The sequence below is a fragment of the Nocardiopsis coralli genome (assembly GCF_014892575.1).
GTDB classification, from domain to species: Bacteria; Actinomycetota; Actinomycetes; order Streptosporangiales; family Streptosporangiaceae; genus Nocardiopsis; species Nocardiopsis coralli.
In genome coordinates, this window is the sequence record NZ_JADBGI010000003.1 from 272,687 (window position 1) to 297,230 (window position 24,544).

General features: G+C 71.9%; 21 protein-coding genes. 4 read left to right on the plus strand and 17 right to left on the minus strand.

Annotation, left to right across the window (positions count from 1 at the left end):
- Nucleotides 1–12 precede the first annotated feature (12 nt).
- The 7 genes from IDM40_RS04660 to IDM40_RS04690 form a co-directional block, all read right to left on the minus strand.
- Nucleotides 13–1,428, minus strand: coding sequence for a hypothetical protein (locus tag IDM40_RS04660; protein WP_216630368.1), 1,416 nt, complete (start codon nt 1,426–1,428; stop codon nt 13–15).
- 28 nt (nt 1,429–1,456) lie between these two features.
- Nucleotides 1,457–2,152: an FHA domain-containing protein gene (locus IDM40_RS04665; protein WP_193120639.1), complete on the minus strand. Its 696-nt coding sequence runs from the start codon at nt 2,150–2,152 to the stop codon at nt 1,457–1,459.
- 18 nt (nt 2,153–2,170) lie between these two features.
- Nucleotides 2,171–3,508: a vWA domain-containing protein gene (locus IDM40_RS04670; protein WP_193120640.1), complete on the minus strand. Its 1,338-nt coding sequence runs from the start codon at nt 3,506–3,508 to the stop codon at nt 2,171–2,173.
- Nucleotides 3,492–4,847, minus strand: coding sequence for a PP2C family protein-serine/threonine phosphatase (locus tag IDM40_RS04675; RefSeq protein ID WP_193120641.1), 1,356 nt, complete (start codon nt 4,845–4,847; stop codon nt 3,492–3,494). The genes IDM40_RS04670 and IDM40_RS04675 overlap by 17 nt, the downstream gene beginning before the upstream one ends.
- A 17-nt stretch (nt 4,848–4,864) precedes the next feature.
- On the minus strand, nt 4,865–7,237 hold the full coding sequence (locus IDM40_RS04680) for a serine/threonine-protein kinase (RefSeq protein ID WP_193120642.1): 2,373 nt from the start codon (nt 7,235–7,237) through the stop codon (nt 4,865–4,867).
- 16 nt (nt 7,238–7,253) lie between these two features.
- The gene (locus IDM40_RS04685; RefSeq protein ID WP_193120643.1) at nt 7,254–8,501 is read right to left on the minus strand and encodes a hypothetical protein; all 1,248 of its coding nucleotides are present in this window, start codon (nt 8,499–8,501) and stop codon (nt 7,254–7,256) included.
- Nucleotides 8,502–8,715: 214 nt separating this feature from the next.
- Nucleotides 8,716–9,267 carry an AAA family ATPase gene (locus IDM40_RS04690; protein ID WP_193120644.1) on the minus strand — a complete coding sequence of 184 codons (552 nt, stop codon included), beginning with the start codon at nt 9,265–9,267 and terminating at the stop codon, nt 8,716–8,718.
- 64 nt (nt 9,268–9,331) lie between these two features.
- On the opposite strand from IDM40_RS04690, the gene IDM40_RS04695 reads away from it, so the two are divergent.
- A complete protein-coding gene (locus IDM40_RS04695; RefSeq protein WP_193120645.1) occupies nt 9,332–9,661 on the plus strand; it encodes a putative quinol monooxygenase in 330 nt (109 codons plus the stop codon).
- A 68-nt stretch (nt 9,662–9,729) separates the two neighbouring features.
- Here the strand turns inward: IDM40_RS04695 and IDM40_RS04700 are convergent, their stop codons facing one another.
- The 4 genes from IDM40_RS04700 to IDM40_RS04715 form a co-directional block, all read right to left on the minus strand.
- Entirely contained in the window at nt 9,730–10,692 is a 963-nt protein-coding gene (locus IDM40_RS04700) for an HdeD family acid-resistance protein (RefSeq protein WP_193120646.1), read from the minus strand.
- 237 nt (nt 10,693–10,929) lie between these two features.
- Entirely contained in the window at nt 10,930–12,219 is a 1,290-nt protein-coding gene (locus tag IDM40_RS04705; protein WP_193120647.1) for a citrate synthase, read from the minus strand.
- Between the two features lie 775 nt (nt 12,220–12,994).
- Nucleotides 12,995–14,623: a peptide chain release factor 3 gene (locus tag IDM40_RS04710; RefSeq protein WP_193120648.1), complete on the minus strand. Its 1,629-nt coding sequence runs from the start codon at nt 14,621–14,623 to the stop codon at nt 12,995–12,997.
- Nucleotides 14,624–14,727: 104 nt separating this feature from the next.
- Nucleotides 14,728–15,432, minus strand: coding sequence for a TetR/AcrR family transcriptional regulator (locus tag IDM40_RS04715; RefSeq protein WP_328806938.1), 705 nt, complete (start codon nt 15,430–15,432; stop codon nt 14,728–14,730).
- Nucleotides 15,433–15,538: 106 nt separating this feature from the next.
- Between IDM40_RS04715 and IDM40_RS04720 the strand changes: the two genes are divergently transcribed.
- Nucleotides 15,539–16,693: an acyl-CoA dehydrogenase family protein gene (locus IDM40_RS04720; protein ID WP_193120649.1), complete on the plus strand. Its 1,155-nt coding sequence runs from the start codon at nt 15,539–15,541 to the stop codon at nt 16,691–16,693.
- Between the two features lie 92 nt (nt 16,694–16,785).
- Here IDM40_RS04720 and IDM40_RS04725 read toward each other — a convergent pair whose 3' ends face one another.
- The 3 genes from IDM40_RS04725 to IDM40_RS04730 form a co-directional block, all read right to left on the minus strand.
- On the minus strand, nt 16,786–17,598 hold the full coding sequence (locus IDM40_RS04725; RefSeq protein ID WP_193120650.1) for an NAD(P)H-binding protein: 813 nt from the start codon (nt 17,596–17,598) through the stop codon (nt 16,786–16,788).
- A gap of 63 nt (nt 17,599–17,661) precedes the next feature.
- On the minus strand, nt 17,662–17,790 hold the full coding sequence (locus tag IDM40_RS28565) for a hypothetical protein (protein WP_268959301.1): 129 nt from the start codon (nt 17,788–17,790) through the stop codon (nt 17,662–17,664).
- Nucleotides 17,791–17,925: 135 nt separating this feature from the next.
- The gene (locus tag IDM40_RS04730; RefSeq protein ID WP_193120750.1) at nt 17,926–18,108 is read right to left on the minus strand and encodes a hypothetical protein; all 183 of its coding nucleotides are present in this window, start codon (nt 18,106–18,108) and stop codon (nt 17,926–17,928) included.
- A 179-nt stretch (nt 18,109–18,287) separates the two neighbouring features.
- Between IDM40_RS04730 and IDM40_RS04735 the strand changes: the two genes are divergently transcribed.
- Both IDM40_RS04735 and IDM40_RS04740 read left to right on the plus strand, forming a co-directional pair.
- Entirely contained in the window at nt 18,288–19,451 is a 1,164-nt protein-coding gene (locus tag IDM40_RS04735; protein WP_193120651.1) for a sensor histidine kinase, read from the plus strand.
- Nucleotides 19,448–20,140 (plus strand): response regulator transcription factor, encoded by a 693-nt coding sequence (locus tag IDM40_RS04740; protein WP_193120652.1) that lies wholly within the window; start codon nt 19,448–19,450, stop codon nt 20,138–20,140. Before IDM40_RS04735 ends, IDM40_RS04740 begins: the two co-directional genes overlap by 4 nt.
- 24 nt (nt 20,141–20,164) lie before the next feature.
- Here the strand turns inward: IDM40_RS04740 and IDM40_RS04745 are convergent, their stop codons facing one another.
- The 3 genes from IDM40_RS04745 to IDM40_RS04755 form a co-directional block, all read right to left on the minus strand.
- On the minus strand, nt 20,165–21,841 hold the full coding sequence (locus IDM40_RS04745; protein ID WP_193120653.1) for a serine/threonine-protein kinase: 1,677 nt from the start codon (nt 21,839–21,841) through the stop codon (nt 20,165–20,167).
- 268 nt (nt 21,842–22,109) lie between these two features.
- Nucleotides 22,110–23,207, minus strand: coding sequence for a cytochrome P450 family protein (locus IDM40_RS04750; protein WP_193120654.1), 1,098 nt, complete (start codon nt 23,205–23,207; stop codon nt 22,110–22,112).
- Nucleotides 23,204–24,478, minus strand: a complete 1,275-nt coding sequence (locus IDM40_RS04755; RefSeq protein ID WP_193120741.1) for a cytochrome P450 — start codon at nt 24,476–24,478, stop codon at nt 23,204–23,206. The genes IDM40_RS04750 and IDM40_RS04755 overlap by 4 nt, the downstream gene beginning before the upstream one ends.
- Nucleotides 24,479–24,544: the final 66 nt, after the last annotated feature.

Sequence of the window (24,544 nt, forward strand, 5' to 3'; positions counted from 1 at the left end):
GTCTCTCGGGGGTCATCGGTACTCGGCCAGCCGCGGGCGCACACCGGCGGCGATCAGGACCAGGACCAGCACGGTCCCGGCGGGCAGCAGCCACGTCCACACCGACAGCGACCTCTCACCGCTCTCGATGCCGGCCTCGAACTGGGCCCCGTGCAGGTCGATGAGCCGGTCGAGCGCGTAGGTGTACTCGGTGAACGCGCCGTCCTCGTGGTGGGCGATGTCCATGCGGGCGTCGATCGCTCCGGAGCGGTCACCGTCCGCGTCGAGCCCGCGCATGTCCCGGTCCGCGTCCTGCAGGGTGTCGTAGGCGGTCAGGACCTCGCCGAGCGTCTCGCGTTCGGCCGGGAGCAGGGCCTGGCGTGCGTCCTCGCCCAGGTAACCGAGGGTGCCGGGGTCGGCGTCCTCGTCCCCGTCGGCCTGCTCCCCCGATCCGGGCAGGTCCGGGTAGTCCTCGGCGACCTCCGCGACCTGCTCGTAGTACTCCTCCAGGTCCGATGCCGGCCGGAACAGCACCGCCTGCGCGCGTTCGAGGTAGACCTGCTGGTGGTGGTCGGCGTGCTCGGGATCGAGCAGGAACCGGCTCTGGTCGGCCTGCATGTCGGTGGCCACGGCCGTGGCGCGCGACAGCGCCATGGCGGCGTCCAGGCCCTCCTCCTTGGCGCGGCTCTGGTCGTTGCCGCTGCCGTTGAGCGCCACGATGACCCCGACCGTCAGCACCGCGGTGGCGGCCGTCGCGGCGATCAGGGGCGCGTTGAGGCGGCGGCGGAACCGGCCGCGCAGGTAGAGCTGGAACCCCGCGAGCACACCGACGGCGATCACCCCCGAGCCGCCCACCCAGGCCAGGCCGAGCGCGACCGCCTCCTGGCCGTCCTCGTGGTTGGCGCGCACGATCGCCGAGGAGTCGAGCCCGAGGTTGAAGGCCTTCGGCATGAGGTCGGTGTGCATGAGGTGGCTGCCCTCGCGGTACCGCTCCAGGGCGTCCCCGTCGACCTCGCCCGGCGCCGCCCCGGCCTCGTCGTTGAGCAGCAGCGCCTCCCCCGCGGCGCGTTCGTACTCGCCGATACCGTCCAGCACCGCCTGGACGTTGACCTCCTCGACGGTGTCACCCTCGGTGAGCGAGGCGGCCTGCAGCAGGGCCTCGTTGGCGCGGGCGCGGCTCTCCTCGTAACGTTCCTCGGCCGCCTCGCGCCCCGACCCGAGCTCGTGGTCGGTACCCATGAGCAGCACGTCGGCGGTCTGGGCGTCCATGTCGGCCAGCGCCAGGTACAGCTCCGTGGTGGCCATGGCCTGCGGCCCGGCGTCGTGGCCGAGCACCTCCATGCCGTCCCGGGCCTGCCCGAGGGTGGAGCCCGCCGAGACCGCCAGCCCGCCCACCGCGACGACCGCGGCCGCGGTCAGCAGCCACAGGCGCGCGGGCGTGGTGCGCAGGCGCGCGCGCAGGCCCGACCGGGGCCGCTCATCCCCGCTGGAGGACGATGACGGTCCACGCACCGACGTAGATGCGGTCGTTGTCATTGAGGGGGACCTCCACGTTGGGGGTGATGGGGTTCGCGGTCCCGTTGACCGTGGTTCCGTTGGTCGACCCGGGGTCCAGGAGCGCCCACGTGTCACCCTCGCGTGCGACGAGGACCGCGTGAACGTGGGAGATCGCGGGGTCCCCGCCGGGGCCGCCCAGGTCGATCTCGGGGGTGAAACCGCGGGAGGCGCTGCGCCGGCCGATGTGGACCCGGTCGCTGTCCAGGGTGACCCTGCGGGGCCGGTGGCCGGTGGGGAAGGCGATGCGCGCGGGGTCGAGCATGCCCTGGTCGACCATGTACTGGTAGTAGGCCGGGTCGGCGGCCACGACGGCGCGCCAGATGGCGCCGAGGGGGCTGGCACCGGGGTGGCGGCGCTGGTGTGCTCCGGACCGGGACGCGAAGTCGTACCCGCACTCCTCGCAGAAGCGCCCGGCGCGGGAGGTCCCGCACTCGGGGCAGGGACCTCCGCGGGGTTCTCCGGCGGGCGGACGCGGCGCGGGGACGGGCGGTGTGGTCGGGGGCGCGTGGGTGCGGGGGTCGGGGGCGGCGAGCGGGGCGAGGGTCTGCAGGCGGAGCCCGCACACGTCGCAGAAGTCGTCGGATGTGGAGTCGTGCCCGGACGGGCAACTCGGCATGGGGTCCCTCCTACCCGGTCAGGGGGTGCCGTCCGGCCCCGGGGGTTCGCGGCGCGCCCGCGTGCGGACGGTCCGGGTCGAGTTGGTGTCCAGCGTCATCTCGTCGACCTTGTCGACCTGGGAGCGCAGCCGCACGGTCCCGGTCCCGGCGTCGACCACGTCCACGACCCTGGAGAGCAGCCGGGTGGTCTCCTCGTCCCCGGACTCGTGCGCCAGGGCCACGGCGCGTCCCAGCCGGGTGGTGGCTGTGTCCTCGTCGCCGTCGCGGCGGGCGGCCAGGCCCTCCTGGATGGCCTCGGCGAGCTCGGCCTGCCCGGTGTAGTGGGCGACCCTCGGATCGATCCCGGTGGAGCGCTCCTCGTCGGCGGTCCACTCGGCGAGGATGTTCCCGGAGGCCAGGACCCGGTCCTCGGCCCCGTCGCCGCCGGGCAGCACCACACGGACCCACCCCGCGCGCATCTGGCGGCCCGGGTCGCCGGGCGGCACCTCCACGCACACGTGGTAGTCGCGGCTCTCGGCGCCCCAGGAACCGGTGGGGTAGTCCCCGGCCTGTGGAACCCGTTCGACCGCGCGGGCGGTGAGCTCCTGCACGGTGGGTGCGACCTGTTTGACGTAGCGCACCACGGCGTTCTGCGGGGTCCACAGCCGCAGGGCGACGTCGGCCACGGACTTGCCCATCGAGGTGCGGGCCATGGCGCGGAAGTCCTCGACCAGGTCGTCCGGGTCGGCGATCAGCCCCGGACCGCCGCCGAGCAGGGCCTCGTCGATGAGGCGCAGGTCTTCGACGCGCCAGTCGGTGCCCACGCCCCGGCAGTCGCACACGAAGGTTCCGGCCAGGGACTCGAGGGTCTCGGTGAACTCCGCGCGGGACTCGTTGTTCTGCCCGTCGGTGAGCAGGATCGTGTGCCTGGGCCCGTCGGCGCCCTCGAACAGCGACGCCGCACGCTTCAACCACGCGCCCATGCGGGTGCCGCCGTCGGCCCGCAGCCGCCCGATCGCCTCGTACGCCTCCGCGCGCGTGCGGTCGTCGACCTCCACGAGTGCGGGACGCGAGGGGTAGATCATCTGCGCCTCGCGGTGCCCGGCCACGACCGCGAACCGCACCCCGTCGCGCAGGGTCTCGACGGCGGCGCGGGCGGCGCGCTTGGCGGCGTTGATCTTCTGGCCGTACATCGACCCGGAGGTGTCGACGACCACGACCTGGTTGGCGCGGACGGCGTCGCCGGCCGCGACGGGGGTCTCGGAGGTGACACCGACGACGGCATGGACCTCGCGTGCGCCGAGGGGCAGATGGGGGTTCTGGTCGATCTCGACCCGGAAGGCCGGGCCGGGCGCGGACTCAGACGGGTGCGGCACGGGGACCCCCTCGGGAGACGGGGACGGGGACGACGACCACGGTGATGTTGTCCTTGCCGCCGGCTCTCAGCGCCAGGCCGACGTAGTCGCGCGCGGCCGCCAGGGGGTCGGCGTCCGCTCTCGGTACGGCGCCGGCCATCTCCCCGGGTTCGGCGTAGTAGTTCCACAGCCCGTCGCTGCACAGCACCACCGCGCCGGGCCCGGTCGGGGTGACGGTCGAGACGTGGGCGTCGATCTCGCCGGAGTCGGCGCCCATCCACGCGATGAGGGCGTGGGCGTGCGTCGAGCGCATCGCCTCCTCGCGGGTGAGCGCCCCGGCCTGGACCATCGCCTCGGCCCAGGAGTCGTCGCGGGTCAGCAGTGCGGGTGCGTCGGCGCCCTCGGTGTCGGAGACCCAGTAGGCGCGGCTGTCCCCGACCCAGCCGACCGTCACCGACCCGGTGCCGGCGTCGACCACGGCCGAGACGAACGTGCACGCCGGGGCGGAGCTGGGCGAGTCGGCGATGGCCGCGACGGCCTCGGCTGCCCGGGTCATGGCCTCCCCGGTGGCCTTGCGGGGGTCGTCACCCTCCGCGACCCGTTCGGCCAGGACCGCCGCTCCGGTCTCGGCGGTGATGCGGGAGGCCTCGTCGGAACGGGGCGAACTGGAGACGCCGTCGCAGACGACCGCGCACACCGTCCCCGCCCCGTACCCGGCGCCGTCCGGCACGAGGCGGACGGCCATGGCGTCCTCGTTGCGGCGGTGGCGGAGGCCGATGTCGCTGACCCCGGAGGCCGACACGGTCCGCACCACCACGTGGTCGCGGCCAGTGGGCTGCAGGTATCCGCAGTCGTCGCAGTAGCCGTCGGTGACCCGGCCCGGGCACCAGGCGCAGGCCTGCGGGTCGGGGTCGGCCCCCTCCCCGGACGGGCGGGCCCACGGGGACACGGCGCCCGCGGGCTGCACGGTGCGCTCCGCGGAGTTCACGGCGTCGCGGCGTACCGGCTGGGTGGCGAGCGCGTCGATCTGGTCCCACTCGGAGTCCACCGCGAGGCTGTCGGTCAGGGAGGTCCCGCCCGTGTGCACGTGTTCGCCGTGGTCCGAGGGCCGGTCCCAGCGCGCACCGCTCGGGGTGGTCCAGTCGCCCTCCTCGGGGCGCCCGCGGGCGGTCACCGAGGACAGGGTCGTGTCCCCGTCCTCCCGGGACGCCCCCAGGGGGATCCCGTTGCGGCCGAGGCCCTCCGGTTCCGGAGTGGCCCGGCGCACCTCGTCCGGCAGGGTGCGGCCGCAGCCCTCACAGAAGGCGTCTCCTGCGTTCACCCTGTCGGCGCATCCGGGGCAGGTCCGCACCTTTGTCATCGCCGTTCCTTCGTTGCTCACAGCAGCGTCTTCGGACGTAGGGAGTTGGCCCGGTCGACCAGCGCGTACCGGTCGGCGGGCGACCGGGCCCAGTGCGCCAGGGCCCGGTAGCGCCGTTCCAGGTCGGTGCGCACGCCCTCCTCGGTGAGGGGTGCGCCCAGCAGTCGGGCGGAGGGGTCGGCGCGGCCTCCGCGGCCGAGCCAGTCCAGGGCGCCCTCCAGGACCCGCACGGCGAGGCGGTCGCCGCGCTCGCTGTCGAGCCCCAGGCGCCCGAGCCGTTCGCCGGCCCGCAGGAAGTCATCGGCGGCGTGGGGGTCCTCGCCGGTGACGAGCAGGGCGACCAGCACCGTCTGGGCGTGCACGTGGAGGCTGGACAGTTCCGGGACGGTGTCCAGGACCTCGATGGCGCGGGACCGCTGCCCCTGGGCACGGCGGATGCGGGCCAGCCCGAAAGCGGCGCTGACGTAGGAGTGGTCGGTGTTCCAGACCGTCCGGTACAGCCCGGCGGCGGTCTCCAGACCCCCGGTGCGCTCGGCGGCCAGGGCCAGGCCGAGCTTGGGGGCGATCTCGCCCGGCAGGTGGGAGTAGAGCTCGTCGAAGTGGGCGTGCGCGTCCTCGAACTCGCCGTCGCCCAGCTCCATCACGGCCATGTACCACATGGTCCGCCAGTCGCCCGGCATCGTCTGGTTGAAGGCGTGCAGGGTCTCGGTGGCCTCGAGCTTGCGGCCCTCGGTGATGAGCGCGCGCACGAGCATGAGCCGGGTCTCGGGGGTGGGCGCGGGTGCGGAGCGCAGGGTCGGCACGAGTTCGGCCGGGGAGAGCGAGGAGAACCCGCGCAGGAGCTGGGCTGCCGGGTCTCCCGGGTCGATGAGCGGGGCCGGGAGCAGCGCGGCGGCCCGGGTGGGCGAGGGCGGTTCCAACAGGGTGTCGGAGTCGTGGGGGCCCACGTCGGCGGCGCTGAAGCTCTCCGGGCCGAACAGGGACGAGGACGCCGGGTGCGGGGACTCGTCCAGGTCGGCGAGGACCTCGCGCAGCACCCCGGTGAGCTGCTCGGCCATGTCGGCGGCGTCGTGGAACCGCCGTTCCGGTTCGTTGTGGGTGGACCGGCGCAGCAGGCGGTCGTAGGACTCGTAGCGGCGCAGCAACGGCACCGACTCGCGCGGCGGCAGGCTGTGGGGATGACGCCTCCGGAAACTGAACCGGAAGCTCAGCACGGCCAGGGCCCGGCCCACGGCGTACAGGTCGGAGCTGACCGAGGGCCCCGACCGGATGATCTCCTCCTCGGGCACCCGGTAGCCGGGGGTGGTGTAGACGGGGCTGGCGGTGTCGTCGATGCGCCGCACGCCGCCCAGGTCGATGAGCTTGATCTGCTCCTCGCTCTGGATGACGTTGTCGGGCTTGAAGTCGCAGTACAGCAGGTTCTTGGCGTGCAGGTAACCGAGGGCGCGCAGGCACTCCAGCCCGTAGGCGATGACCTGGGCCAGGGGCAGTGCCTGGTCCTCCTCGCCCTCGCCCCGGCGGTCCAGCAGCAGTTCGCGCAGGGACTTGCCGCCCACGTACTCCATGACGATGTGCCCGCCCGGGATCCCGGTCTCGGGGTCGGGGTGCTGGGCGAAGTTGATGATCTTGACGATGTTGGGGTGCTCGACCTGCGACAGGTACTCGCGTTCGGCCGCGGCGGCCTTGTGCGCCTCGGCGTCGCCGGCGTTGAGCAGGCCCTTGAGCACGACCCAGCGGTCGTTGACGTTGCGGTCGCGGGCGAGGTAGATCCAGCCGAGCCCGCCGTGGGCCAGGCAGCCGAGCACCTCGTACTGGCCGCCGACCATGTCGCCCTCGACGAGCTTGGGCACGAAGGAGAACTGGGTCCCGCAGCGGCGGCAGAAACCCTGGGTGCGGCCGGGCTGCCCTCCCCGGCTGCGGCCGACCTTCTCGTTGCAGTGGCCGCAGTAGCGGTTCTTCTCCGCGACGACGGGGTCGGTCATGACCGCCTCGGACGGGTCGCGGTAGGGCACGACCGGCACCTGCACCAGGCCCATGCCGAGCATGCCCCGCGAGGTGGGGCGGCTGGTGCGGCCGGAGGAGCTGCCGCTCAGCGGGGTTCCGGTGCTCCCTGCCGTGTTGCCGGGGCCGCTGCGTCCGGACAGGCGCACGTTCCCGGACACCGGGTGGGAACCGGAGTCGTCACCGCTGCCGGGGTCGCTGCCGGGGCGCCCGGGCCACTCCTCGGGGGGCGCGGCACCCGGGCGGGGGACCGGGGGGAACGGCCCCGGGGGTCGGGGGGCGGATCGGTCCTGGTCGGGGGTTCGCACGTCTGGGGGGGCCAGGCCGCACACGCCGCAGAATCCGTCCTCGATACGGCCGGTGCAACCGGGAGCCGTGCATTGGGTCATCTGTTGTGCACCACCATCACTCTCGCCCTTCTGACGCTCCCGCGCCCGGTGTGGTTCTGTTCGATCCGCAACCGGATCCGGCCACCTGTCTCAGGGCGTCGCGGTAGGCGGCGAGGGCCGCGGTGGCCTCGCGCAGGTCACCCGGGGCGCGCCACAGGGCCCGTTGTGCGCGGCGGTCCTCGGTGAGCAGGCGTTCGTCCTCGGCCAGACCGAGGCGCACCGCGCGGGCCCGGTACCCGTCCAGGCGCCCGCGGAGTTCACCGCGGCGATCGAGGAGGCCCTGGAGGTTCTCCTCGCGTTCGGTGAGGTCGTCGACGGTCTCGTGCACGGCCTGCTGGAGCCTGCCGTGGAGGGTGCCGAGCTCGCGCCAGCGGCCGCGGTCCCGCAGCGCGGCCATCTGCGCCAGGCCCGAGCGCAGGGGCGGGACGGCGTCGGGGACCTCGATCGGGGCGGGGACAGCGACGGCCTCGGCCACACGTCTGCGGAGCGCGGCGGTGCGGCCCGCCTTCACCTCGGCGTCGTCGATGGCCCACGCGAGGCGTTCGGCGCTCTCGTCGTAGGAATCGCGCATCCGCAGGGCGTCCCGGAGCTCACCGGCGGTGCGTTCGAACCGCACGCGGGCCCGTTCGAGGCCGGAGGTGTCGACCGTGTCGTCCTCGGCGACCAGGGAGAGGGGGTCGCGCCGTATGGTCTCCCCGAGCGCGGCGAGCTCGGTGCGCAGGGGTTCGTGGTCGTCCTCGTCCCCGCCGACCATCCCGGCCAGCGAACCGATCTCCTGCCACAGGGCCTCGAGGTCGCCGAGCCGGGGGTGGAGCACCTCCCAGGCGGACTCTGCCTCGGCGACGACCCGCGCTGCCTCGTCGTAGTCGGCGGACATGCGGGCGACCGCCTCGGCGAGCGAGAGGTGTTCGGTGTCGTCGTCGAGGAGCCCCCGGCGTTCCAGCGGCCGGGGTTCGAGCGGGAGCGCGACCGCGGGCCCGGTCAGGACGCGGGAGAGGGACTCGCGGACGGAGCCGTCCTCACCCCCGGAACCGCGGAGGGCGCAGGCCTGGTCGACGACGTTCTCGAAGGCCCCGTACACCGTCCACAGCCTGTGGATACTTCGCTCGGCCCGCACCCACCGCTCCCGGGTGCGGCCCACGGGGTCTGCGCCCTGGAGCATGCGCTGGGCGACGTTGCGGTCCAGGTCGGCCAACTGGAGGGAGATGCGTGTACGTTCGCCCCGCACACGGTTGAGCGCCTCCTCGATGCCCTCCCAACTCATGGACGGGTTCTGGGCCCCCGACGCGCTCGCCACCGTCCCTACCACTCCCCGCGTCCGGCCCCCGCGCCGTGCGCGGAGCAGCCGGTGTCTCGATGCCGGGGCGCGCCCGGCCGCCGCCCCTCACACGAGTCTGACCCCCTCCCGCCCCCATCACAAGGGAATGCGGGACTTACGCAGCTCGATGCACGGTTCGTGGCGGCAGGGGCCCCGGAGGTCATGGGGCCGGGTGGGACGTCCGGACACGCTCCAGCACGAAGGCGGCACGGTCGGCGACGGGCACGAGGGGGAGTTCGACCGTCTCGTAACCGAACGCTGGATAGGCCTCCACCATCGCGTCGTGGGTGCGCACGGCCTCGTCCCAGGACTGGTGGCGTTCGGTGTCGGCCCCGAAGATCTCCGCCCACGGGGGCGCCACGAACACGGTGCGGTGATACCGGAACCGGCGTGCGGCCTCGGCGACGTGTCCAGGCACCTGCTCGCCCCGCAGCAGGTGCCTGCCGACCAGGTCGGGCACACCGCGGTCACAGAAGACCGGGCCGGGCAGGGCGGCGGCCTCGCGGTGCGAACGGAGCTCCCACTGGAGCATGAGCTCGCCGAAGAGGCGGGGGTCGTCCCGGTCGAGGCCGGGGCCGCCGATCTCGCGCTGGTCGCGGATGATCGCCCGCCCGGCCTCCGGGGTGCGGGCGTACCCGAGCCCGGCGAGGTGGTCGAGGAGGGTGGTCTTGCCCGCCCCGGGGCCGCCGGTGACGACGACGAGGTGGTCCATGTACGTTCCTTCCGTGGTCCTGCCGGGAGGTGCCCGGCCGTGGTGAGGAGGGAGGGGCTCCGCTGTGCCGAACCCCGTGTCCCTGGTGATCTCGGTGCGCGCCCGGCCGGGGTGCCGCGAGGCCTTCCTGGAGGGCATCGCCCGCAACGCACGGGCGTCGGTGCGCGACGAGCCGGGCTGCCTGCGCTTCGACGTGACGGCGGACGCCGCGGACCCGGACCTGTTCTGGGTGCACGAGGTCTTCCGCGATCAGGGGGCGTTGGAGGAGCACCGCCGCAGCCCGCACTTCTTGGCGTGGCAACAGGAGAAGACCCAGGTGGTCGTGGCGGGGAGCCAGCAGGGCCACCTGGGCCGACTGGTCGTGGACGAGGGGGCTGCGCCGCCCCGCCCGTGACAGGACGCTACGGGGTGCCCGGCCAACACCGACCACCTGCTGCGCGGAAGGCGTCCACCGAACAAGCCCTAGTCGTCGTGCTTGGGTGCGCGGTGCCGGCCGCCGCGGCGCGGACGCTCGTCCCCGTCCTCCGGGGCCTGCGCACCCTCGTCCTCGGGCTCCTCGTCGCCGACCGGTCCGGTGGAGAAAGCACGGGTCGCGCCGGGGCTCTCGGGCGCTTCGTCGCCCGGGCGGCGCGGGTGCTCGAAGCGTTCCCCGGGTTCGAAGGTCTCGGTGGGCGCGGCCCCTCCGGCGTCCGGGTCGAGCAGGTCCTCACCGTACCCGGGGCCCCCGCCGGCCCGGAACTCCTCCTCGGGCACGGGCTCCGGGTCCTCCCCCGACACGTACTCGGGTTCGGCCCCCGCGGCACCGGCGCCGTACTCGGCACCCTCGTCCGGGCCGGCGTCCTCCTCGCCCTCCTCGCCCCAGTCGAACAGGCCCTGGGCGCTGCGCAGCCGGAACCCGGCCACGGCGAGCACGACACCGAAGATGATCGCGTAGATCCCGATGACGAACACGATCGCCTCGGCGCCCTGCAGCGGCCAGAACCACAGCAGCAGACCGAAGATGACCGAGAGCGCGCCGACGAAGATCAGCAGCCACTCCGAGCTGATCTGGGCACGCAACCGGATCGCGGTGACGATCTCGCCGATGCCGGTGACGATCGCCCACGCACCGATGATGAACACGAGCGCGATCACCGCGGCCAGCGGCCACAGCAGCGCGATCAGACCCATGACGAGCGTCAGGACCGCCTGCACGACCAGAGGAGCGCGGGTCCCTCTCTCGGCCCGGTAGGCGGTGTAGCCGACCGCACCGGCGTCCACGAGCGCGTAGACACCGAAGATCACGGCCAGGGCGACCAGGGTGAGCCCCGGCCACACCAGGGCCAGGAGTCCGAACAGTACGGCGGCCACACCCCGAAGGACCACCAGCCACCAGTTGCGACTCAGGTACCCGAGCAGTCCCTCGGGCAATGCGTACCCGACCATCGCAGCCTCCCTCCTCGGCGAGGGGCCCCGCACGGGCGGGGCCGCACCCTGGCACTTCCCGCAATGCCGCCCTCCGACGACTCCTCGCTCGCAAAATGCCGGGAAAACGGGGGCTGTGGCCGGGGCCGGACACACGAACGCCCGCCCCCGCCACCGGTCGGCCTCGGGGGCCGGCGGGTGGCGCGGACGGGCGTGTGGTGTTCGCCCGGGCTCCGAGACCCGGGGAACGGGCTGCTGCTAGCCCTGGCCGGGGTAGCGGCGCTCGTTCGCACCGATGTAGTGCTGGCGCGGGCGCGCGATCCGGAAGGCCGGGTCGTGCAGCTGCTCGCGGTAGTGCGCGATCCACCCGGGCAGGCGGCCCAGGGCGAAGAGCACGGTGAACATGTTGGTCGGGAAGCCCATGGCCCGGTAGATGACGCCGGTGTAGAAGTCGACGTTCGGGTAGAGCTTGCGCTCGGTGAAGTAGGAGTCGGCGAGCGCGGCGGCCTCGAGCTTGAGCGCGAGCTCGAACAGCTCGTCCGGGTTGTCGTCCCGGTCGAGGATCTGGGTGGCCAGACCCTTGATCTCCTTGCTGCGCGGGTCGAAGTTCTTGTAGACCCGGTGCCCGAAGCCCATGAGGCGGACCTCGCGGTTCTTCACGCGCTCCAGGAAGTCCTCGATGCTGACACCCGAGTCGCGGATCTCGTCCAGCATCTCCAGGACGGCCTGGTTGGCGCCGCCGTGCGACGGGCCGGAGAGCGCGTTCACGCCGGAGGCGATGCTCGCGAAGATGTCGGCCTGCGAGGAGCCGACGACCCGCACGGTGGCGGTGGAGCAGTTGAGCTCGTGGTCGGCGTGCAGGATCAGCAGCAGGTCGACGGCCTTGCCGAAGAGTTCGCCCAGCTCACCGTCGGGACGCGCGTCGCCGAAGGTCATGCGGGTGAAGTTCTCGACGTAGTCGAGCGAGGGGTCCGGCGCGATCGGCTGCTCGCCGATGGAGTTGCGGTAGATGCGGGCCGCGATCGTCGGCAGCTTGGCCATCAGCCGGATCGTGGCGAGCTCGACCTGGTTCTCGTCGTCCGGGTCGACGCTGTCGTCGTAGTAGGCGGCCAGGGTGTTGACCGCGCTGGCGACCAGCGACATCGGGTGCCCGTTGCGGGGCATCGCGTCGATGAACGTGCCCATGTCGTCGGGGATGTCGGCGTTCTCGCGCAGCTTGTCGGAGAACTCCTTGAGCTGGCCGGGCTCGGGCAGCTCGCCGTAGATCACCAGGTAGGCGACCTCGAGGAAGCTGCTGCCGACGGCCAGGTCCTGGATGGGGTACCCGCGGTAGCGCAGGATCCCGGCGGCGCCGTCGATGTAGGTGATCTTCGAGCTACAGGAGGCCGTGTTGCCGAACCCCGGGTCGAGGGTGGTCATACCCGTGGACCCCAGCAGGGTCTTCAGCTCGATGGTGCGCTCGCCCTCGGTGCCGGTGAACACCGGAAGTGTCAGCGTGCCGCCCTCGTAGTGGAGCTCCACCGTGCGCTCTTTCTCGTCATCGCTCATGCCCGAGGTCAACCTTTCCAGGCGGGGGATCCGTGAGGTCCGTGGGACGCGGGGCGGTCAGCCTCCACGTTCTTTTGATTCACTCGTTATTGTTCTGTTTTGTTAAACGACCGTTAAGCAAAATCATATAAGTTTCACCGATTCAGGAACAGGTGACATGCAACACACACATGCGACCGCTCAGAATTACCGTCCGGTGAAGATCTACAGACTTTGCCGCATCGTGTTAACTTCCGTGATCGCCCTGAGACACCACGTACGGCACCGGGGATCACCCGGCGTCGCCATCGGTCTCCAGTTGGGTCCCCTGAGCACCTCGTCGCACGGTGCTCCGCGTCCGCTTCCCATGCCCCTTCACAGATAGGGACAAACCGGAACGTCCATCGGAACGACCGCGCCGCCGATCGTGCCCTAGCGGCCTCTTCACAGAGTACCTTCGCGCTGATCACGGGCGCTGAGGCGGGGTGGTCTCCGGTCGGTGATCTTGGCCTCTGCGCACGCCACGGGTACCGCGGCCGCCCGGCCGGGACCGCGCTGAGAGGGGCCGGCGTGTGCTCCGGGCGTGCTCCCGGAACGGGGGTTCACACAGGTCTAGGCCAATGGGACCGGGAAACAATGCCGTGCCGCCGGCATCGCACACGGTGAATATTTCCGTTCGGGTGAGAAAGCGCCGCCGACGTGCGAGAACGAACGGGGCCAACTTGCGGGGATCTTGCTACCAGCGCCGGGTTCAGCGCCGAAACCGGCTCCAGTAGCAAGATCCCCGGGCCACGCGCTACGCGTTCTCCTCGACGCCGCCCGCGAGCAGCGCCTCCATGAAGAGTTCCGGGTGGTCGCGCTCGATGACCCGCAGGCGCCACTTGTTGTTGACCAGCACCAGGAGTTCCCCGTCGGAACGGCGCCGCAGCACCTCCGCGCCGGAGAGCGAGTGCAGGCCGGGCGCGGAGTCCTCGTCCGTGCGCCGCGCCACCGAGTACTCCAGCGGCGAGGCCTCGATCGGCGAGCGGAACTCCTCGGCCATGCGGTGGCGCACCACGTCGAACTGGAGCGGCCCCACCGCCGCAAGCACCGGCGCCTGCTCACCGCGCACGTCCGAGGTCAGCACCTGGACCACACCCTCGGCGTCCAGCTGGGCGATCCCCCGCTGGAACTGCTTGTACTTGCCGGCGTCGACCGCACGCGCGACCGCGAAGTGTTCCGGGGCGAAGCTCGGGATCGGCGGGAACACGACCTTCGGACCGTCGTAGAGGGTGTCGCCGACCGACAGCGCCTGCGCGTTGACCAGGGCGATCACGTCACCGGGGAAGGCCTCCTCGATGGTGGTCCGGTCGGAACCGAAGACCGCCTGGGTGTACTTGGTCGCGAACGGGCGCCCCGTCTCCGCGTGGGTGAGCACCATGCCGCGCTCGAACCGGCCCGAGCTGACGCGCACGAACGCCATGCGGTCGCGGTGGTTCTTGTCCATGTTGGCCTGCATCTTGAAGACCTGGCCGGAGAAGGGCTTGCCGACCTCGCGGGGCTTGCCCTCGACGTCCTCCTTGGCCGCGGGCGCCGGGGCCAGGTTCACGACCGCCTCGAGGAGCTGGCCCACGCCGAAGTTGGAGAGCGCGGCGCCGAACAGCACCGGCGAGGACTCCCCCGCCAGGAAGGACTCGACGTCGAAGTCTGCACCGAGCGCTTCCAGCAGCTCGATCTCCTCCTGCGACTGGGTCCAGGCCTCCTGCTCGGTCTCGGCGGCCTCCTCGGCCGACATGGGCTCCTCGAGCGCCTTCTTCGCCCCGCCCGGGGTACGGGTCAGCTTCGTGTACTGCCCGTCGGAGCGGCGGTCGATGAGGCCGCGGAAGTCGCCGGCGATACCCACCGGCCAGTTGAGCGGGGTCGGGCGCAGGCCGATGCGCTGCTCGATCTCGTCGAGGAGCTCCAGGGGCTCGCGGCCGGGGCGGTCCCACTTGTTGACGAACGTGATGACCGGCATCTTGCGGGCGCGGCACACGTCGAAGAGCTTGAGGGTCTGCGGCTCCAGGCCCTTGGCCGAGTCCAGCAGCATGATCGCGCAGTCGACCGCCGAGAGCACGCGGTAGGTGTCCTCGGAGAAGTCGGCGTGGCCCGGGGTGTCCAGGAGGTTGAGGACACGGCCCTCGTAGTCGATGCGCAGGGCGGCCGAGGTGATGGAGATGCCGCGGTCCTGCTCCATGGCCATCCAGTCGGAGGTGACGCCGCGGCGGTCGCCCTTGCCGTGCACCGCGCCGGCGGACGAGATCGCCTGGGAGTGCAGCGCGAGCGCCTCGGTCAGGGTCGACTTACCGGCGTCGGGGTGGGAGATCACCGCAAAGGTGCGCCGCCTGGCGGCCTCCTGTGCCGCGCCGGAACCCTGCCGCGGCGCATCCGCCGTGTCCACGCTCATCGCCGTTCGCCCGTCCCGCTCGTGTCGCTGTCGGTTTTCGGCCCCGTCCAGCCTACGTGCGACGACGAACCCGCCCGACCATCGGCGAAAGCGGGCGATCGGGGTCAGGAACCGCCTGGTTCGAGGGCCGCACCGATCCGGCGCAGCACCTCGTCGTTGCCGGCACCGCTGGGGTAGACGGCGACCAGGACCCGATCGGGTTCGGGTCCGCCCTGGGGGTCGAGCAGGGGACGCGCGGCGGTGCTGACGTAGGCCATCGCCTCGTCGAAGCGCACCCACACCGTCTCCTCGTCCTCGCCGGACCCTCGCAGCCAGGAGCGCAGCACGTGGTTGTGCGCGGCGATGACGGACGCGGCGACCACGCCCGAGGCCAGGGAGAACGCGGACCCGGCGCGTTCGGTGAGGTAGTGGCTGAACGCCGACTGGTAGCGGGCGGTCATCGCCACCTCGCGGTCGCGCAGCCGCGGGTGCGCGCGCACCAGGCGGTACCGGGGCAGGGTGATCTCGGGATCGCGCACGTACCCCTGGAAGACCATGCGCGCGGCCGAACGCACCGCGGTGAGCGGGTCGTCCGGGGACGCGTCGAGGTATCCCACGACCGTCGCGAAGAGCTCGTCGTGCTCGGCGAAGAGGATGTCCTCCTTCGAACCGAACCGGCGGAACAGGCTGCGGCGGCTCACCCCCGTGGCGGCCGCGATGCCGTCCATCGTCGTGCGTTCGAACCCGTACTCGGTGAAGAGGCCGACCGCCGCGAGGACGACCTCCCGTGTGCTCACCCGCGCCTGCGCCACGGCCACCTCCGTTTCCACCGACCGAGGGTAGCTGTGCCCCACCGGTGTACTTCCCCGCACCTACCTTCTATCCTGGCACTGAATGCCAGTGTTGGGCACGCGGTGCCAGACGGAGGAGAACCTGATGAGCGACTTCGATCTGTTCAGGACGACGGAGGAACACGAGGAGCTGCGCGAGGCGGTGCGCGCTGTGGCCGAGGACAAGATCGCTCCGCACGCCGCCGAGGTCGACGACAAGAGCCGCTTCCCGCAGGAGGCCCTCGAGGCGCTCGTGGCCACCGACTTCCACGCGCCCCACATCGGGGAGCAGTACGACGGTGTGGGCGCCGACGCGCTGGCCACCTGCATCGTCATCGAGGAGGTCGCCCGGGTCTGCGGTTCCTCCTCGCTCATCCCGGCCGTCAACAAGCTCGGCACCATGCCCGTGATCCTGGGCGGCTCCGAGGACATCAAGCAGCGTTACCTGCCGAAGGTCGCCAGTGGCGAGGCGATGTTCTCCTACGGCCTGTCCGAGCGCGAGGCCGGTTCCGACACCGCGGCGATGCGCACCCAGGCCGTGGCCGACGGCGACGACTGGATCCTCAACGGCCAGAAGTCGTGGATCACCAACGCCGGCGTCAGCGAGTACTACACCGTGCTGGCCGTCACCGACCCCGACGGCAAGCGCGGCAGCAACATCTCCGCGTTCGTGCTGCACGCCGACGACGCCGGCTTCACCCTGGGCGAGCCCGAGCGCAAGCTGGGCATCAAGGGCTCCCCGACCCGTGAGCTGTTCTTCGACGACGTGCGCGTGCCCGGCGACCGCATCGTCGGCGCCCCCGGCGAGGGCCTCAAGATCGCACTGCGCACCCTCGACCACACCCGCGTCACCATCGGTGCGCAGGCCGTCGGCATCGCCCAGGGCGCGCTCGACCACGCCGTGGAGTACGTCAAGGAGCGCAAGCAGTTCGGCAAGTCGATCGCCGACTTCCAGGGTGTGCAGTTCATGCTCGCCGACATGGCGATGAAGCTCGAGACCGCCCGGCAGATGGTCTACACGGCCGCCGCGAAGTCCGAGCGCTTCGACGACGACCTGCCCTTCTACGGTGCGGCCGCCAAGTGCTACGCCTCCGACGCGGCCATGGAGATCACCACCGACGCCGTGCAGCTGCTGGGCGGCGCCGGTTACGTGAAGGACTTCCCGGTCGAGCGCATGATGCGCGACGCCAAGATCACGCAGATCTACGAGGGCACCAACCAGATCCAGCGCATGGTCATGGCCCGCCAGCTGCTCAAGTAGGCCGCGGCCCCGCAGCCGCCCCGTTCTCAGGGACATACCGGAGGACCCCCGGGACATCGCCCGCCCGGGGGTCCTTCCGTGTGCTCAGGGGGTCAGGCGGTCTCCTCGCGCACGAACTTGGCGACCGGGATCGGGTCCCGGCCCAGCGCGCTGCGCACGTCCTCGGTCACCTCGGCCGCGCGTCCGGCCACGGCGGCGGAGAAGCGTTCGTTGAGGGTGTCGATGTAGCGGTCGCCCCAACCGCGGTTGCGGCCCCGGAAGTAGAACCCGGCCTCGTCGACCTTCTTGAAGCGCCACACGGGGCTGTCGGTTCCCTTGGTCATACGCACGAACTGCTTGAACGTGACGGGTTCGGGGCCGGTGAGGGTGTACTCGCGCCCGGCGTGGTCGCCGACGAGCGCGGCCACGGCGGTGTTCGCGACGTCCCGGGCGTCGACGAAGCTCACGGCGGTGTGTTTCTTGACCGGCAGTTCGAGGCGTCCGTTGCGCGAGCGCGCCAGGGCGGCGAAGGTGCCCTCGGTGAAGTCCTGGTTCAGCCAGTTGGGGCGCAGGACGGTCCACTTGTCGAAGACCTTGCGAGCGCGTTCCTCGGCCACACGCTGGTCGGAGTCGGAAGGGGCGTGCTCGCTGCCCATCGACGACATCACGACGGCCTTCTCGACGCCCCTCTCCGCGGCCTTCTCGAGGAAACCGGCGACCCGGTTGCCGAGGGAACGCCCGATGGGGGTGACCACGAAGACGCTCTCGACACCTTCGAGAAGCTGGTCCCAGTCGGAGGTGTCGGTCCAGTCCAGGCGCACCTCGGACGTACGTGAGGCGCCCGCGGCGGTGATGCCGCGCCGGCGCAGTTCGGTCAGGACGCGTCGCCCGACCATTCCCGTGGGTCCGGTGACCAAGACACTCATGGGACTCACGGTACCGACGCCGCGGCACGGCCCGGCCGTGAACCGCCCACACGGGGCCGGTTCTCAGCGCCGCAGCGCCACCGTCGCGGTGGTGAACACGGCGGCGCCGAGGGCGGCCAGGCCCAGGTTGGCCGCCACGGCGTTCTCGGCGAGCACCTCCACGTGCGGGACCAGGGCCTGCTTGGCGGACACCCGTTACCTGCTGCGCGACGCCCCAGCGGCACTCTCGCTGCGTTCTCATCAGTCAACGGCACATCCAGGCCGACTCCTTCTTCGGCCTTGCGATAGCACCACTGGATACGCCCACCCGTCGCCCGCCACCAACCCTCAACGGACGCCTTCGGCGCAGTAGTTGGTCGAAGCGACGGAAGGCGCCCACCAAACAGGCCCTGACCGGTTGAACCAGTTGAGGAACAGGCCGAGCACGGGTTGGGTCCACAGGTGGTCGACGGCGCCGCTGACGCCCGCGACGGCGAGGTAGGCGCCCAGTCCCTGGAGTACGTTGCGCATCCCCCCAGAGTCACGTCGCCACCCGGGTGTGCGCATCGGCCCCCGGGACGTCGCGCGGGCGACCTCCGGCGGTGCGCGCGGGGCTCGGGGGCGACCGAAGTAGGGAGCGTCCCGACTTCGGTATCGGGTCCGTGCGCAGGGGCTTTCCCGGGCCAGGCGCGCACCTAGACTCCGGGGCGATGGACGAGACACCCGGCCCCCGGCGGCGCAGCGTACGCGACTGGATCGTGGACGTCGCGATGGTCGTGCTCGCCTTCCTCTTCGGCCTGACCGCCCTCGTGGATCCCCCGCACGAACCGACCCCGCCGCCGAACTCGACCGTCGCGGTGACCGTGGAGCTGGCCGTGCTCGTGGCCGGGTGCGCCGCCCTCTGGTGGCGCCGCCGGTGGCCCCTGCAGGTCGCGGGTGTGCTGATGGCGGCGTCGGCGGTCTTCGTCATGGTGGGCGGGGCCATGCTGGTGGCGCTGTTCTCCCTCGCCGTGCACCGGCCGCCGCGGACCAGCCTCCCGGTCTTCGGGGTGGGCGTGCTCGCGGCCTGGGCCAACATCAGCATCCACCCGGACCAGAACGCGCCCGACCTGGTGATGTTCCTGCTGAGCGTGGCGATGATGGCCGCGCTCACCGGGTGGGGCATATCCGTCCGGCACCGGCGCGAGCTCGTCGACTCCCTGCGCGAGCGCGCCGTGCACGCCGAGGGCGAGGCCCGGTTGCGCGCCGAACGTGTCCAGCACCAGGTCAGGGAGTCCATCGCCAGGGAGATCCACGACGTGCTCGGCCACCGGCTGTCGATGCTCAGCGTGCACGCCGGGGCGCTGGAGTACCGCCCGGACGCCTCCGAGGACGAGGTGCGCCGCTCCGCCCAGGTGATCCGGGAGAGCGCACACCAGGCCCTGCAGGACCTGCGCGAGGTCATCGGCGTGCTGCGCGCCCCGGTCGGCGAGCTGCCCCAGCCCACCATGGCCGACCTGCGCCAGCTCGTCGCGGAGGCCGACCACGTCGGGGCGAGCGTGGAGCTGTCGGAGGACTACGAGGGTTCCGTGCCCGAACGCACGGGCCGCGCCGCGTACCGCATCGTGCAGGAGGCGCTGACCAACGTGCGCAAGCACGCTCCGGGCTCCGACACCAGGGTGCGGGTCTCCGGTGAGCCCGGCGGTGAGCTGCGGGTCGAAGTGGCCAACGGCCCCTCCCCCGACCCCGGCGCCGAGGAGAGCCACCCGGCCGGCTCGGGCCAGGGGCTCGTGGGACTGGCCGAACGGGTCTCCCTCGCCTCCGGCCGCCTGGAGCACGGCCCGACCGCGGACGGTGGCTGGCGCCTGCGCGCGTGGCTACCGTGGCCGACATGAGCGAGACCGAGCGCGGGGACGCGCGGATCGGCGTGATGATCGTCGACGACGACGCCCTGGTCCGGGTGGGCCTGGTGATGATGATGGGCGGCGCCCCCGACGTACGGGTGGCCGCCGAGGCCGAGGACGGCGGGCAGGTCGTTGACCTGGTGCGCGAGCACGCCCCGGACGTGGTGCTGATGGACATCCGCATGCCCGGGGTCGACGGGCTCACCGCGACCGAACGCCTGCGGGCCCTGCCGGATCCCCCGGAGGTGCTCGTGCTGACCACCTTCGACGCCGACGAGCACGTCCTGCGCGCCCTGCGTGCGGGCGCGGCCGGGTTCCTGCTCAAGGACACCCCGCCCGAGGAGATCGTGGAGTCGGTGCGCCGGGTCGCCCGCGGCATGCCGGTGCTGTCGCCCGAGGTCACTCGCCGGCTCATGGACCGGGTCGCGCACGCGGGCCACGACGAGCGCGCCGAGCGGGCCAAGCGCCGTCTGGAAGGGCTCAACGAGCGGGAGCTGGAGGTCGCCGTCGCGGTGGGCGAGGGACGTTCCAACGCCGACATCGCCGACCGGCTGTTCCTGAGCGTGCCGACGGTCAAGACGCACGTCTCGAGCATCCTCACGAAGCTGCAGCTCAACAACCGGGTGCAGGTGGCGCTGCTGGTGCACGACGCCCAGCTGCTCGACGGCGACTCCCCCTGACCCGGGGCCGGGCCTGCCCCCGGGTCAGGCCGGTTCGAACGACTCCGAGATGCGGTCGAGGAGCCGGTGGTTGACCTCGGGGTCCTCCGGGCTCACCAGGAACAGCGCGTACCCCTTCTCCGACGTGTGGAAGCCGCGGTTGATGGCGTGCCGGTCGCCGCTGTCCCCAGAGAAGGTGAACTCCCAGTCGGCGGCGCTGTCGTAGTCGTCGGTCCAATCGGCGTCGACGTCCTCGATCCCGATGAGCGAGTACCCGGGGAAGTTGCCGCTCGCGGCGGGTTCGAGGTCGCGCCAGTCGTCGCCGGCGTCGTCGTTGGGGTCGTCGGTCTGGTCGACCATGAGGTATCCGCCGTCGGGGTTCTCGAAGCGCACCATGTGGCCGTCGCGTTCGATGTCCCAGTCCTCGGGCACGTCGACGGAGAAGCCGCTCTCGTCCTCGTGGCGCTCGAGGAAGTCCCACTCCTCGTCGTCGGAGTCGTCGTCCTCGTCCTCGCGGCCCCCGTCGTCCCCGTCGGACGCCTCGTCGGGTTCGGAGGCCTCGTCCTCGGGCTCCTCCTGGGGTTCGGACGGTTCCTCGGAGGCCTCCTCCGCCACACCGGCCTGCTCGCTGTCGCCGACGAGCTGGCTGTTGTCGTCGCGGTTCATGCTCACCAGCGCCGAGGTCGTGGCGCCGGCGGCGAGCACCACGAAGGCGACCGCGGCGATGACGAGGTTGCGGGTGCGGTTGGAACGCCGTCCGCCGCCCCCGGCCGGGGCCGCGGCGTGCTGTGCGGCGGGCGCGGCCGGTGCCGGTTCCTGGGCCGCCGGGGTGGGTTCGGGGGCCGGAACCGGGGCCGGTGCCACGGCGGTCGCGGTCGTCGAGGCGGACCCGGCGCTCTCGCGGATCTCCCGCAGGCGGGCGCGCACGCGGTCGACGGACGGGCGGTCCCCGGGCTCCTTGGCGCACAGGTCGGCCAGCAGCGGCGCGAGCGCGCCGGCGCGCGTGGGCTCGGGGAGGTCCTGCGTGACGATCGCCGTGAGCGTCGACATCGGGGTGGGCCGCTCGAAGGGGAGCGTGCCCTCGACCGCCTGGTACAGGGTCACACCGAGCGCCCACACGTCGGAGGCGGCGGTGGCCGAGCGGCCGTGGGCGACCTCCGGTGCCAGGTAGCTCGGCGAACCGATGAGCAGGCCCGTACTGGTCAGGTGCGTGGAACCGTCCAGGTGGGCGATGCCGAAGTCGGTGAGCACGGCGCGGTGGTCGCCGGCGATGAGCACGTTCCCCGGCTTGATGTCGCGGTGCACGATGCCGCGACGGTGCGCCTCGGCGAGCCCGGCGGCCATCTGCTCGCCGATCTCGGCGGCCCGGAGCACGGACAGGGTTCCCTCGTCCTGAAGCAGCGTGCCGAGCGACGGGCCCTCCACCAGCTCCATGACGATCCACGGGCGGCCGTCCTCGTCGGCCACGTCGAAGACCGTGATGATCGCGGGGTGGCTGAGCTGCGCGGCGCTGCGGGCCTCCCGGATCATCCGGGTGCGCAGGACCTCCACCTCGTGGTCGGGCAGGCCCGGGGGCGTGGTGAGTTCCTTGATCGCGACGGGGCGGTCCAGGAGGGTGTCGGTCCCCCGCCAGACACGGCCCATTCCACCGGTGCCGATGACGTCGTCGAGACGGTAGCGGTTGACCAGGACACGGCCGGGGTCGGCTTCCGAACTGTTCATGCTCGCGTGAGATCCTCTGCGGGGGGAGGGGCGGGAACGGGGTCGAGGGGGCACCACTCCGGCCGGACCGGGCCCGGACGGAGAACACTCACAGACTAGGGCGCCCGCACGGGGCTCGGGGTTGCCACGAGTCGGCCGGTTTCTCGTCACACGACGGACGGATCCCGACAATCCCCCCGTGACGTGCGAGAGCCCCGCCGGGCCCGTCCTGGGGACGGACCTCGCGGCGGGGCCCCGCGTCCGGGCGTGTCACCGCCCGTCGCACACGTCAGTCCACGCGCACCGGGAGCTCCTTCACCCCGGAGACGATGATCGACGGCATCGGCTCGAGGTCGGCGTCGTCCACCGCGATCCGGATCTTCGGGAAACGCTCGAAGAGGCGGGGCACGAGCTCGTTGACCTCCATGCGCGCCAGGTTCGCGCCGATGCAGTAGTGGCGCCCGTGGGAGAAGCTCAGGTGCGAGGAGTCCTCCCGCTTGATGTCGAAGACCGTCGCGTCCGGGCCGTGGCGGTCCTCGTCGTGGCCGCTGGACCCGTAACCCATGAGCAGCGCCTCGCCCTTGGGGATCGACACCCCCGCCAGCTCCATGTCCTCGGTGGTGTAACGCATCGGGACGTACTCCGCCGGCGGGTCCCAGCGCAGCACCTCCTCGGTGGCCTTGCCCCACTCGACCTCGCCGTCCAGCAGCAGCTGCAGCTGGTCCGGGTGCTGGATGAGCGCGCGCACCACGTTGGGGATGAGGTTCATCGTGGTCTCGTAACCGGCGCTGATGAAGAGCACCAGGGTCCAGATCAGCTCGCTCTCGGTGAGCCGGTCCTGGTCGTCGCGGGAGGCGATGAGGTCGCTGGTGAGGTCGTCGCCGGGGTTCTCGCGCTTCTCGGCGACCAGCTCGGTCAGGACCTCCCACAGGCGGCTGAAGGAGTTCATCGCCTGCTCGGGGCTGGTCGACTGGTCGAAGAACATGCTGACGAGGTCGTGCATCTCGCCGCGCAGCTCGGGCTTGAGGCCGAACAGCTCGCTGATCACGGTCAGCGGCAGCGGCATCGCGACGAGCTCCTTGAAGTCGACGACCCCGTCCTTGCTCTTCGCGGCCTCGCTCTGGAGCTCGTTCAGGAGGCGGTCGACGATGGCGACGATGTCCCCGCGCATGTGCTCCACACGCCGGGGGGTGAACGCCTTGGAGATCAGCTTGCGCAGCCGGGTGTGGGTGTCGCCGTCCTGCGAGAGCATGTTCTCGTTGACGATCCACGACATCATCGGCCAGTCCGCCGGGATCTCACCGGCGTTGAAGGCCCGCCAGTGCTTGCGGTTCTTCTGGATCCGGGTGTCGCCGATGGCCTCGGTGACACCCGCGTGCGTGGTCACGACCCACGCAGCAACTTCCCCAGGAAGGACGACAGGGACGACAGGGGCGATCTCCCGGAGGTGGGCCGATTGGGCTCGGAGGTTTCCCGGGGCGATGCGGACGGGCTCCAATGGTTTCCTTCCACTGTTGCGCGGGGCAGCGGGTTCTGTGGGGTGAACGACGTGGGGAGGGCGACCGGAACCCAGGACAGACCGGTCAGGTTCCACCGCAGCTCCTCCTGGGGGACGGCGAGCCGAAGGTCGGAGAGCCGGCTGAGCACGGCCCGGACCGCCGCGGTGGTGATGGTGACGGCCTGGTCGCGGGCGGGGCAGCGGTGCGGGCCGGCACCCCAGGCGACGTGGGCACGGTTGGCGGACTCGGCGATGCGGTCCGCGTTCTCCCGGGCGAAGAAGTGGTTGGCGGCGGCGAAACCGAGCAGCACGGGCGTACCGGCCTCGATCGTGCGGCCTCCGCCGACGGGGATGTCCACCCGGGGGTACATGGCGGGGTAGTTGGTGATCGGCGGGTCCTGCCACAGCACGCGGTCGACGAGCTGGCCGAGCTCGGCGTCGGTGCGGTAGAGGTCCGGTCCGTGTCCCTCCTCGGAGAGGGCGGCCCGCAGCGTGGAGTTGATGAGGTTCGCGGTGGGTTCGTTGGCCGCGGTGACCATGAGGAGCATCTGGTGGATGACCTCCTCGTCGGTCAGGGCCGCCCGGTGCTGCACGAGCCGGGTGGTGACGTCGTCCCCCGGGTTGCGGTGCTTCTCGCTCACCGTCTCGGACAGTGCGCGTTCGGCCTCGGCGTTGGCCCGTTCGGCGTCAACGCCCGTCCACAGGTCGCGGCTGGCCTTGGCGAAGGCGAGGGCGCGCTGCTCGTCCATGCCGAAGACGACGTTCATGACCAGCAGCGGCAGCAGGCGCGCGAACTCGTTGAGGAGATCGGCCTGGCCCCGCTCGCAGAAGGTGTCGATGAGGGAGTCGGCGACCTCGCGGGTGACCGACGCCAGGCGCTGCTCGCTCACCGTCCCGAAACTGTCCACGATCGCCCGGCGGTAGCGCTGGTGCTCGGCCCCGTCGTTGAAGAGCGCGTTGGGACGCGGCGCCATCATGGGGACCACGGCCGCCGATTCGTCGATCAGGCCCCGCGTGTAGTCCTTCCACAGATGGGGGTCGTGGCTGAACGTGTTCGTGTCACGGCACCAGCTCAGGAACGTGCTGTAGTCGGTGATGAGCCAGCCCCGGACCCCCGGCTCGATCTCCACGGGGACGACGGGCCCGTGCTCCGCGCGCATCTTGTCGTAGAGCGCGTACGGATCGGGGTGCGGCTCGTCCTGGTACAGCTTCGCGTACGGGCATCC

Coding starts and splice junctions, on each gene's coding strand:
- IDM40_RS04665 (WP_193120639.1), bottom strand. CDS start 2,152: ATGCCGAGTTGCCCGTCCGGGCACGACTCCACATCCGACGACTTCTGC.
- IDM40_RS04675 (WP_193120641.1), bottom strand. CDS start 4,847: ATGACAAAGGTGCGGACCTGCCCCGGATGCGCCGACAGGGTGAACGCA.
- IDM40_RS04680 (WP_193120642.1), bottom strand. CDS start 7,237: ATGACCCAATGCACGGCTCCCGGTTGCACCGGCCGTATCGAGGACGGA.
- IDM40_RS04685 (WP_193120643.1), bottom strand. CDS start 8,501: ATGAGTTGGGAGGGCATCGAGGAGGCGCTCAACCGTGTGCGGGGCGAA.
- IDM40_RS04690 (WP_193120644.1), bottom strand. CDS start 9,267: ATGGACCACCTCGTCGTCGTCACCGGCGGCCCCGGGGCGGGCAAGACC.
- IDM40_RS04700 (WP_193120646.1), bottom strand. CDS start 10,692: ATGGTCGGGTACGCATTGCCCGAGGGACTGCTCGGGTACCTGAGTCGC.
- IDM40_RS04705 (WP_193120647.1), bottom strand. CDS start 12,219: ATGAGCGATGACGAGAAAGAGCGCACGGTGGAGCTCCACTACGAGGGC.
- IDM40_RS04710 (WP_193120648.1), bottom strand. CDS start 14,623: ATGAGCGTGGACACGGCGGATGCGCCGCGGCAGGGTTCCGGCGCGGCA.
- IDM40_RS04720 (WP_193120649.1), top strand. CDS start 15,539: ATGAGCGACTTCGATCTGTTCAGGACGACGGAGGAACACGAGGAGCTG.
- IDM40_RS04725 (WP_193120650.1), bottom strand. CDS start 17,598: ATGAGTGTCTTGGTCACCGGACCCACGGGAATGGTCGGGCGACGCGTC.
- IDM40_RS04730 (WP_193120750.1), bottom strand. CDS start 18,108: ATGCGCAACGTACTCCAGGGACTGGGCGCCTACCTCGCCGTCGCGGGC.
- IDM40_RS04735 (WP_193120651.1), top strand. CDS start 18,288: ATGGACGAGACACCCGGCCCCCGGCGGCGCAGCGTACGCGACTGGATC.
- IDM40_RS04740 (WP_193120652.1), top strand. CDS start 19,448: ATGAGCGAGACCGAGCGCGGGGACGCGCGGATCGGCGTGATGATCGTC.
- IDM40_RS04745 (WP_193120653.1), bottom strand. CDS start 21,841: ATGAACAGTTCGGAAGCCGACCCCGGCCGTGTCCTGGTCAACCGCTAC.
- IDM40_RS04755 (WP_193120741.1), bottom strand. CDS start 24,478: ATGCGCGCGGAGCACGGGCCCGTCGTCCCCGTGGAGATCGAGCCGGGG.